Origin of the sequence: Paenibacillus sp. BIHB 4019, from assembly GCF_002741035.1 — a bacterium.
Taxonomy (GTDB): domain Bacteria; phylum Bacillota; class Bacilli; order Paenibacillales; family Paenibacillaceae; genus Pristimantibacillus.
In genome coordinates, this window is record NZ_CP016808.1 from 560,099 (window position 1) to 570,671 (window position 10,573).

Consider the following 10,573-nt stretch of genomic DNA (forward strand, 5'->3'; position numbering starts at 1 on the left):
GAAATTTGCTATTCAAACTCGTTTATTGTAACATTTTATTAGTTTGAGAGATTGCTAGTTTTGCTGCCCATTTTTTTATATTTATACATTCAGGAGATGATCTAGATTAGTTACGCTGCTGCATTTGCAATGTCTTTCATTATTGTGCTGCTGCTTATTCCTCCGCTTCGCAAGCTCGCTTTCCGCATCGATTTTGTGGACAAGCCCCGCAAGGATGTCGAACGCAAAATACATAAAGAGCCGATTCCACTCACGGCGAGCTATGCTATTTTTGTCGGCTTCATGGCAACGTATTTGGTGTTTGTAGATGAAATTACAATGAAAACAGTAGCTATTATTATAAGCTCGATTTTGCTGCTCATTATTGGCACGATTGACGATTGGTACAAGACGCATGGCAAGGATTTTCCGTCTCTGCCGAAAATGCTCGTTCAAGTGTCAGCCGCAGCAATCGTATTTTTCGCAGGGGTTTCGTTCGAGGGCTTCTATAATCCGCTTAGCGGGGAGTTCGTCAACCTGCCTTATGCTTTGCAATTCGTGCTGACGATTTTATGGATCTTCGGCGTAACGACCGTCATTAACTTCTCGGATGGCATGGATGGCTTGGCGGGCGGCCTGTCGACGATTTCAGCTGTGACGCTGTTTATTGTCGCCCTCACCAAGGGACAAAGCGATTCCGCGATGCTGGCTATTATTTTGATCGGAGCTGCGATTGCGTACTTGCGTTACAACAAGCCTCCGGCGAAAATTTTTATGGGCGACGCTGGCGCGACGTTCCTCGGCTTCATGCTCGGGGTTATTGCCCTCGATGGCGCCTTCAAGCAGGCGACCGTGCTGTCGATATTCATTCCGATTTTAGCGCTTGGCGTACCGATCTTCGATAACATCTTCGTCGTAATCAAGCGCATGATGCAGGGCAAGCCGATCTATCAGGCAGATGCGACACAGGTCCATTACCGTCTGCTGCATTCCGGCCTCAAACCTAAGCAGGTATTGTCATTTTTATTCTTGATTAGCGTATGCTTCTCGCTATTTTCGATTATTTTGCTTATGATTCCGGTATAGCGCGTGTTATACAAAATCCCCCTGCCGCGTGGCAGGGGGATTTTTCATGGCTGCGTTGAATAGCGGCTGTTAATTCAAGCGCTGCATCACGCGGTGCAGCAGCACGCTGACTTCGGCACGTATCGCATGCTCGCCCGGAGCAAAAAGCTTGTCCGTCCGCCCTTGCAGCAGCTCCTGCCCGTACAAATACGCAATATCCTGCTCTGCCCAGTGCCCGCTAATATCGCTAAACGGATGCCCGGCGGACGAGGCTTCTCCCGGCACGCCAGCTTGCTTGGCCTCGTTTGCCGGCGAGGCTTCCGCTGCTTCTCCCGTTGCAGGCTTTGCAGCTGCTGCGGAAGAAGCGGCCTCCGCCGCGCCGAGCGCCTTAAGCTGCCGCGACAGCACGGCAGCAATTTCCGCCCGCGTAATCGGCTGGTTCGGCAGAAAAGCGCTGCCTTGCGACCGCTCTACACCTTGCAGCAGGCCACTTGCCGCAGCCGTCTCCACATAGTCGTATGACCAATCGCTTTTGCCCACATCGGTAAAAGCAGGGATGGACTGCTGCTTCATATCCAGCTCAAATGCCAGTACAGCGGCCTTCGCGAATTCTGCCCGCGTCATTAGGCGCCCCGGCTCAAAAGCGCCAGCGGCCGTACCTTGCATCACCTGCTCCAGTGCCAGCTCCCCGACAGCTGCGGAAGCCCATTTCAGCTTTGCAACTGCTTCATAATCCTTGAATTGCTTAAGGCGCTGCTCCACGGTCAATTGGGCAGCAGCTTTCGCAGGCGCTTGTCCAACGATTTTCGCCGCACCTTCCTTTACGGGTCCGGCGCCAATGCTGACGACTGGCTCAGTCACTCTATGCTGGATATTACGTCCCGGATTATCCGGCAAAATAATAATCGACTTCGCCAAGCTGAAGCTCGCTGCTCCATCCTTCACCGCCTTGAAGGCCACACTGCCCAGCTTGCCGTAGCCTGAAAATAATGCCGGGCCGCGCTGGGCCGTCGCCTCGGCAATCTGAATCAGACCTGCTGCTGCATCAAGCTTGTTCAGCAGCTGCATGGGGCTCGCCGAAGCTGCAAATACTGCAGGCCGCAGCAGCGCCCCCGCCCCTTTTTCAACTACAGGCGTTATCCGCTCCGTATCGTATTTCATATGTACCTCATAGCCCTGGACTCCGCCGTAGCTCCCCTTAAACCCTTGCAGCCATACGGCGACCTCAAACTCCTCGCCAGCCTTCACCTGGCCCGCAGAAGGGACAATGCGAATTTGCGGCAGCTTGTCTGCCTCCACTTTCTCGGCTACCGCGGCGGCAACCGTACCAATTCCCAGCCATGCAGCGGCCAGCAGGCCAGCCCCCATCAAGAACAACCATTTTGAATGCAGACTCCCTCTCAAATCCCATCTCTCCTGTCCTCGGCTTTTTACGCCATGCCCATCGCTTGCCTTGTGACCAAATATTATTTTTTAAAAGGCGGTTTTCTTAAAGAGTATTGCTATTATGCGGAAGCGGTCTAAAAGTTGTTAGGTTGCCTGCCCAATCTTTTTTTTCAAGTTTATAATAGTTATATTTTTCGTTATCGATCTCGATCATACTCTGAAAGTTAAAACCACATTTATCTATTACTCTATTTGACGGAATGTTGTCTATTAGAGCAATAGCACTAAGCACCTCTACGTTCGTACTCTCAAATAAATAATTAGTCATTCCTTGTGAGGCTTGGGTTGTATAACCTCTGCCTCTATGATCTTTTGAAATTGCATACATGATTTCTCTGTTTGGCGGTGGTAATTCGTCTTTCATTCCTGAACAACACCAACCGATAAATTCTCCAGTCTCTTTCAAAATAATTCCTAATCGAAGACGGAGATCACCAATGTCTTCACCTTTCGATACCGTATTGAAAAACTGTTTGTTCTCTGGAATTTCATAGTTGATAAACCAATCTTTCCGCTGCTCTTTAGATACGTTCCAGCCTGGCAAATACTCATGTATTTCAGGTTGCCAGGTGAGTGAATGAAAATGATCTAAATCAGTAGCCAAGAATTCTCTTAGAATCACATCCTTGCAGTCAATCGTAAATGCATTTTCCTCTGGAACGGAACGAGTATTAGTGTCCATGATAATTCTCCCTCTATAAACTATACTAATGTCTATAATAACTCTCTAAGAGAATCTATTGCGAGGGTAAAATCACTATAATTGTTTTTATTTTGCTACCATATTTCAGAAAACAGCCTATTAAAAAAGAGAAGGCTCAGATTTCAACCATACCTATGTGGCATCCTGCAAATAAAGAGGGGAGCCGGTCGCGCTCCCCTTCCATTGTTTCACCACGGTTTCATGATCAGCCATTTGTCACTTGTTTCTTGTTTCTTGTTTCTTACTTGTTTCTTGCCTTTTTCCTTTACCTCTTGCCGCTTACAGCTTGAAGTTGCCTAAAACGAAGGAAATATCGAGCAGATCAACCGCGTTATCCCGGTTAATATCCGCTGCGCTTGCTTGCGCATTTGCCCAGCTCGTGCTCCGCGACTTGCCGAACTGCTTGGCAACAAGCTGGAGATCGGCCAGATCGATTTTGCCGTCGCCATTTACGTCGCCCGCCAGAAGCGGTCCGACATTAAGCGTCGTATCTTCGCCTGCCACCGTCACCGAAGCAGCCGAAGCCACATGGCCTGGCGCTACTACGCGCACCGTGTAAGTGCCCGCTGGGACAAGCAGCGTATAGCTTCCATCCGCCTTCACTTCACCGACAGCTGCAACCTCTTTGCTTGCTGTAATGGCCTCTACGACAACTTTATGAACGCCATCGGCACCTTGGTACCAAGTCTCGCTGTAATTCACACCGCTGCCGAAAGCCTCAGCCGTTATTTTGCCTGTAATCCGATGTTCCGGCTCAATAGGACCCGCCGTCACCGTAACAGATGCGTCACTCACGCTGCTGTAGGAGATTTCTTGCGTGTCGCTGTTCAATGCCCTTACATTGGACAATTTAAAATCCCGTTTTCCGGTACTGCCACTGGAAAAATGGAACGTTGCCAGCGTCCCGGAGCCGCTGTAGCCGCTATGATCTCCGGTCAAGGATATGACATAATCGCTCCTTGCAGTGCCGTTGCCGAGATCGACAATCGTCTCATCTACGATAAGCGATCCGCCAGGATTCGCCTGCTGCTGGTAGGTCGACAATGCAACGCTTGGCTCCACTGAGCCTTTCACCAGCGAGCTGTCATACGTCAAGCTGAATTGCGCCGCATACAAACCCTTAACATGAGCAAAATTCACATCAATGTCAAAGGTTTCTCCTGTCCGTACGCTGGACTTTGAAGCAACCGCCGCTAATGTGGCAGGCTGCTGAGCCGTACTCTCATAATGGACAACAAAGGCTGGCTCAATGACGCCATTATCGGCGGCATCATACACATACACGTCAAATGTATTGCTTCCTTGGACAATTGGCACCGGAATCTCAAAACGCCCGTCTGCTGCAATCGTCGCATCATACTGCTGCAAATCGCCTTTTGCATCCTCAGCTATCGCAGCAGCGCCCACTGCCGAATAATCGCCGAACAAAGTAATGAGTCGGTCGCTAATAATCCGCCCGCTAATCACGCCCTCACTGCCCGTAACGGCAATCGGCGGATCAGATAGCTCCGCAACTGGAGCCTGCACATCCACGATAAATTCGGCCAGCTGGTCCAGCAAATAATCTTCGTTCCCAAGACCAACCCAAGGCACGACGACATATTGGCCTTCCCCAAGCTGCTGAGGGCCAAGTGCCGTCAATATTTCCCCGTCCCAGCCTTCAACGATGTAGCTGCCCGGGCTAATCCCTTGCGCGCTTTCCACAATGACCCCTTTCCAGGACAAATTGCTTCCCGAAACCGCATAAACATCCAGTGAAAAATACGGCAGCGTGGCATTTACGCGGAACTTAAGGTCGGTCGTATCCGCTGCCCCATCACCATTTGGCGAAAAGAGAAACGGTTCAAGCGTGATTTCCGATACTTTTGCCGGAAGCTCCACATCGCCCACATAGACAGCTAGCGGAAGCTGTATCGTCTGTCCTGCACCTTGAATGACGACCTCGCCCTCGTAACGGCCAACGGCTGCTGCTTCAGCTACATGCAGCGCTACATCGAAGGAAGCAGTACCTCCTGCCGCCAACGCGAACTGTTCTTCGCTAACACTCAGCTCGCCCGCTGCCTCGCCATACCATATCGTCGATACGGCATACGAGCTTCCTGCTCCGGAAATATCCTTTACTTGAATGGTTTTTGCCGACTCAGTCCCGGCGGCCAGCGCTCCGAAAGATAAGCTGCCCGTCAAATAGGATGTAGCGGCTGATCCTGCTACCGCAACCGTCGTTTCTTCCACGAGCGCTATCGCTTTGGCATGGGAGATTTGCTCCAAGTCAATCCGTCCTGCCCCTTGATCCATATGCGAATAACGCTCGCCGCTGCGATCTGCCAGCTTCTTCGCATTGTTCATCAGCAGCCCCTTCACCTCAAACGGAGTAAGCCCCCGCTTCTTTTGAAGCAGCAGCGCCGCAGCACCTGCAATATGCGGGCTTGCCATGCTCGTGCCTTGCTTATTTTCATAAGCATCCGTATAATCGCCGCCATACGCAGGTATGGATGAACGAATGGCTACACCTGGCGCCGTTATATCCGGCTTAATAGCCAGACCCGGCAGCGATGGGCCGCGCGAGCTGAAATCTCCCATCATATCCTGCTCTATCACTGTGCTGAAGTCGATCGAATACCCGCCAGCCCCAGCTGCGTCAACCTTCGCTTTGAGCGCAAGTCCATCCTCCTGCGAGATGCTAAGCGTTGGGACATAATCGACTCCGGCATTGAGCGTTCCGCTAAATTCGCCTGTCGCATTGTTATAAATAATGACAGCCGCAGCTCCGGCATTTAAAGCATTTAGCGCCTTTTCTCCAAAAGTAATGGAGCCCCGTGAAATGAGGGCAGCTTTCCCCGTCACCTCTTTGCCAATGAAATCTGCCGCTGTTCCAAAGCCGGCATATACAAGCTCCAGTGCACTATTTTCCAAATCTCCAAGCTCTGGAGAATAGGCCATGTACGTACCATAAATGCGGCCTGCACCAGTTCCTGTCAGCACTGGCACCGATAGTGGCGGCGAAGATGCACCGACGGAAATCGCCAGCTCTGCAGTAGCTGGAACACCAACCGTATACGGCTCTGGTCCATCATTGCCGTTCGCCGCAACCGCCACGACGCCTGCCAGCATCACATTATTCAGCGCGACGGCGCTAGCCTCGAACTGGTCATTAAAGTCATCGCCCAGCGAAAGGTTAATGACATCCATCCCGTCAGTAACCGATCGCTCCATCGCGGCAATGACGTTTTCGGTTGAACCTCTGCCTTTCGGCCCCAGTACGCGGTAAGCATAAATATCTGCACCGTATGCGACGCCTTTGACCCAGCCGCTTTCGCTATCCGGGTTTCCCGGATCTCCGCGCCCTGCCACGGTACCAGCCACATGTGTGCCGTGGGAGGTTGCCACTTCGGCATCATTCGGATCGGGAAGCGTCTCGTACGGATCATTGTCATTGTCGACAAAATCATAGCCGCCCTTATAAGCATCCTTTAAGCTTGGATGGAGATAGTCAATACCGCTGTCGATCACACCAACCTTAATGCCTTCCCCCGTTAGGCCGCTGTCCCAATAAGTAGGGGCACCGATAAATGGAGCACTTTCGTCCATTCTCGCCTCCACGCTTGGCAGCGGGTCTATACTGATTTCCGTATTCGGGTAGATCGCCTTCACGCCAGGCAGTGCCAGCAGCTTGTCCACCTGATTGGCCGGAACCTGTACCGAGTAGCCATTGAAAATTTGCTCGTACTGGCGCCCGAGCTTCACATTCAGCTTCCTCGCAGCAGCGGCAAAGCTGGATTGCTCTTGCTTCACAATCGTCTGATAGTTGGCAATAGACTTAGCCTGTCCTTGCTGTGCCTTGACGCTCTGTACAGCAATAGGATCAGAAGCTAGCTCAACGATGACGCTGATCGTCTGGCCACTGTCCGAATGCGGCACATAATTTTTGAATAATGGCGTTGTTCCCTCTGCTGCAGAACCCGTAGTTTCGGAGCCACTCGCCGCTTCCAGCTTGAAGCGCTGCTCACCCTGAGCACCAAGCAAGCCTGCCGACTCCTGCTTGCCAGCTGAATCTACTTGCTGATAGGCCGATTTTGGCAGCTTCAGCTGCTGTGACAAAATGGAAGATTTAATGCTTTGCGGCGCCGCCTCCGCCCCCATAGCTCCCGCGGGGAACAATAAGGTGAGCAAAAGCGCCATAACGATTAAAATAGATAATGGCTTATTCCGACTTGTTTTGCGTTTAAACCATTGCTGCATGAAATCCCTCCTATTTTTCTTTGCCCTCTACTGAACTGCTAACCGATCCTCCCTTCTATCTCATATCACAAATTACCTTTTCATCCATAAATATGTATTTCTAAGTTCGCTAAAATCTATTGTAAAGGATCGTTTGCGAGAAAATTGTAGAATCGTCTGATTATTGAAAATGTTTTGGAGCATACAAGGTGAAACGGCTGTCGCCGTCCTTTGGCGACGCGGCGCGTTTCATTCCGTGAAATATAAGCCGATTATAAGTATGAAATTTATAATCGGCTTATATAAAAAAAAAATCTGGAAAACGCTGTAAAGCAGCGTCTGCCAGATTTTCTATGAATCTATGAATGGCGTGCCGTTAAGCGCCAGCTTTCGGCAAAATCAGCACGGATGCGGTTCAAATTATGATTTCGTTTTTGTCGCTGCACGCACCATAGGTGCGACCTTCCCGGCTAAAAGCTCGATGCTTTCGGCAACTTTCGCATAAGGAATGCCGCCAATATCGAGCTGGGCAATAAAACGCTGATGCCCGAACAGCTCATGCTGGCGAATAATCTTCTCAGCTATTTCCTCAGGGCTGCCGACGAACAAGGCCTGATCCGGCGCCGTCATATCGGCAAACTCCTCCTTCGTAATCTGGAAATCACTGCCGCGCTGGCGGTTCATATGCGACCAATAATTCGTATAATAGGGGAAATATTCCGCACGCGCCTGCTGGCTATCCTTCGCGATATAACTATGGCCAGTGACGCCAACCTTCAAGCTCGCTGCATCAAAGCCCGACGCAATTCCCGTTTCGCGATAAAGATCGACGAGCGGCTTAAACCTGTCCGGTGAACCGCCAAGAATCGCCATAATCATGCCGAGGCCAAATTCCCCTGCGCGCACGGCGCTCTGCGGCGATCCGCCAACGCCAACCCATACCGGAATTTGCGGCTGAATTGGACGCGGGGCAATCGCGGCTGCCCGAAGGGCAGGGCGATGCTTGCCCTGCCAGGTTACCGTATCCTGGCGGCCTAGCTCGCCGAACAGCTCCAGATTTTCGCTAAACAGCTCATCATAATCGCTCAATTCATAGCCAAACAGCGGGAACGATTCGACGAAAGCACCGCGTCCTGCAATAATTTCCGCGCGTCCATCAGATAATAAATCAAGCGTCGCATAATCCTCAAACAAGCGCACCGGATCAACCGTACTTAGCACGGTAGTCGCACTCGACAGCCTAATGCGCTCCGTTTCCCGGGCAATAGCTGCCAGCATAACCGGCGTAGCCGAAACGACAAAATCATGGCGATGATGCTCGCCCAAGCCGAATATATCGAGGCCTCCCTCATCCGCCAGCTTTGCCGCTGCAATAATATCCTGAATCCGCTGCTTTGCACTTATTGTGTCCAATGTATGAGGATCAGGCAATATATCGCCTAGTGTATAAATGCCAATTTCAATAGCGGCCTGTTCCTGTTGACCTTCTGTTTGCTTCTCCATCTCCACTTACCCACCAATCGTCAGCAAACTGGATATGCCAGAAGGATCTGTGACCATCCAGCCATCTGCCTGCTTGCGGAATTGTATTTGCTTTTGCCCCAGTCTAGCCAGCACTTCGTCCATCGCTGCTTGATCAGGAAGCACAATTGTGTAGTAGTCCAAACCTGCCGCATTCGCTGGAGCCGCCGGAACACCGACGCCTGCCCAAGTATTCAGGCCTAGGTGATGATGATAGCCGCCCGCCGAAATGAACAATGCGGAGCCGCCCATATTGAAAATAATATCAAAGCCTAATGTGTCGCAATAAAACTGCTGAGCTTGCGACAGATGGCTTACATGCAAATGCACATGCCCGATGACCGTGTCTTCCGGCAGTCCATTCCATGCCTTGCCTTCGGAAGCATCCAGAAGCCCTTTAATGTCAACGGGATCAGTCGCCATCTTATAGCCGCCGCCCTCCAGCTTCTCCCATTGCTCACGCGGGCGATCGCGGTAAATCTCAATGCCATTGTTGTCTGGATCATTGAAATACAAAGCTTCGCTAACCAAATGGTCGCCCTGTCCGACGGCTACATTATGGTTTGCCAAATTCCGCAAAGCAAGCCCTAGCGCTTCGCGGCTCGGCAATAAAATTGCAAAATGATACAGTCCCGCAGCTGCACGCTCCGGCAAAACAACCGCACCCTGCTGCTCCTGCAATATGAGCAGCGGCCGCTTGCCATCAGCCGTCAGCTGTACTTCGTTTCCGCTGCGGGAAAGCTCCTTAAAGCCAACAACCGCTTTATAAAAAAGGAGCGAACGCTCCATATTACTTACTTTAAGCTTCACATATCCAATATGTGCAGCCGGATGAATGGAAATAGTCATTGTCCATCGCCTCTTTATCTGATATATTTGTTATAAGAATATATGTTTTATATGAGAAATATTATCATGCTCATGCTGGCAAGTCAATAAAACATTTGCTACTATGGATGAAGCTTAACGCCACATGCACAAATCAGCCAGCAAAGCCATCACAGCTTAACGACATCGGTTAAGCGGCAACCAATGTTTCAGGAGGTACTCATGGATATTGGCAATACGATTCGCACAATTCGCAAGAAGAAACAGCTTTCCATCCAGCAGATTGCGGAGGCTACTGGACTATCGCAAGGCTTCCTGAGCCAAGTCGAAAATAACAAAACATCGCCATCTATTTCTACGCTCGATCATATTGCGGGCGCGCTGAACGTTCCGCTCGCCTTCCTGCTGCTTAAGAAGGATGAGCGAATGCAGATTTTGCGCAAGGATGAACGTCGGCACACCTTGTATGGCGGCGGAAAGATGAAGGTCGAGCAGCTCAGCGAGCGCGGATCTGTCAAAATGATGCTCGTCGAGCTTGAGCCCGGCGCTTCGACGGCAGAAGCGCATGCCCATGCGGGCGAGGAAATCCACTTCCTCCTCTCCGGCACAATCTATGTAGAGCAGGGAGACGAATCGGCGACCATCTACGCTGGCGATTCCTTTAGCTGGAAAGCCTGCATGCCCCACTACGCCAAAAATATTGGCGAGGATACAGCCATTGTGCTCATTTCCATCAATAACGATACGCAATTGGTTTAGCCTATAACGTTAAGCCTGATCAAGGCAGCGTTCTCTCAGGAGAGCGCTGCTTTT

General features: G+C 51.0%; 7 protein-coding genes. 2 read left to right on the forward strand and 5 right to left on the reverse strand.

The window, feature by feature from the left end:
* The first annotated feature begins 129 nt into the window (after positions 1–129).
* Positions 130–1,065 carry an MraY family glycosyltransferase gene (locus BBD42_RS02585; RefSeq protein ID WP_099516863.1) on the forward strand — a complete coding sequence of 312 codons (936 nt, stop codon included), beginning with the start codon at positions 130–132 and terminating at the stop codon, positions 1,063–1,065.
* Positions 1,066–1,134: 69 nt separating this feature from the next.
* Here BBD42_RS02585 and BBD42_RS02590 read toward each other — a convergent pair whose 3' ends face one another.
* The 5 genes from BBD42_RS02590 to BBD42_RS02610 form a co-directional block, all read right to left on the reverse strand.
* Positions 1,135–2,448 carry an S-layer homology domain-containing protein gene (locus tag BBD42_RS02590; RefSeq protein ID WP_150131498.1) on the reverse strand — a complete coding sequence of 438 codons (1,314 nt, stop codon included), beginning with the start codon at positions 2,446–2,448 and terminating at the stop codon, positions 1,135–1,137.
* A gap of 85 nt (positions 2,449–2,533) precedes the next feature.
* Positions 2,534–3,172 (reverse strand): GNAT family N-acetyltransferase, encoded by a 639-nt coding sequence (locus BBD42_RS02595; RefSeq protein WP_099516865.1) that lies wholly within the window; start codon positions 3,170–3,172, stop codon positions 2,534–2,536.
* 300 nt (positions 3,173–3,472) lie between these two features.
* Positions 3,473–7,432, reverse strand: a complete 3,960-nt coding sequence (locus BBD42_RS32645; protein WP_099516866.1) for a S8 family serine peptidase — start codon at positions 7,430–7,432, stop codon at positions 3,473–3,475.
* 399 nt (positions 7,433–7,831) lie between these two features.
* Entirely contained in the window at positions 7,832–8,914 is a 1,083-nt protein-coding gene (locus tag BBD42_RS02605; RefSeq protein WP_099516867.1) for an LLM class flavin-dependent oxidoreductase, read from the reverse strand.
* Between the two features lie 6 nt (positions 8,915–8,920).
* Positions 8,921–9,781 (reverse strand): VOC family protein, encoded by an 861-nt coding sequence (locus BBD42_RS02610; RefSeq protein WP_099516868.1) that lies wholly within the window; start codon positions 9,779–9,781, stop codon positions 8,921–8,923.
* Between the two features lie 201 nt (positions 9,782–9,982).
* Here BBD42_RS02610 and BBD42_RS02615 point away from each other — a divergent pair, with 201 nt between their 5' ends.
* A complete protein-coding gene (locus BBD42_RS02615; protein ID WP_056042834.1) occupies positions 9,983–10,519 on the forward strand; it encodes a helix-turn-helix domain-containing protein in 537 nt (178 codons plus the stop codon).
* Positions 10,520–10,573 lie beyond the last annotated feature (54 nt).

Excerpts from the sequence above, each read along its gene's own strand:
- BBD42_RS02585 (WP_099516863.1), top strand. The coding sequence starts at position 130 with ATGTCTTTCATTATTGTGCTGCTGCTTATTCCTCCGCTTCGCAAGCTC.
- BBD42_RS02595 (WP_099516865.1), bottom strand. The coding sequence starts at position 3,172 with ATGGACACTAATACTCGTTCCGTTCCAGAGGAAAATGCATTTACGATT.
- BBD42_RS32645 (WP_099516866.1), bottom strand. The coding sequence starts at position 7,432 with ATGCAGCAATGGTTTAAACGCAAAACAAGTCGGAATAAGCCATTATCT.
- BBD42_RS02605 (WP_099516867.1), bottom strand. The coding sequence starts at position 8,914 with ATGGAGAAGCAAACAGAAGGTCAACAGGAACAGGCCGCTATTGAAATT.
- BBD42_RS02610 (WP_099516868.1), bottom strand. The coding sequence starts at position 9,781 with ATGACTATTTCCATTCATCCGGCTGCACATATTGGATATGTGAAGCTT.
- BBD42_RS02615 (WP_056042834.1), top strand. The coding sequence starts at position 9,983 with ATGGATATTGGCAATACGATTCGCACAATTCGCAAGAAGAAACAGCTT.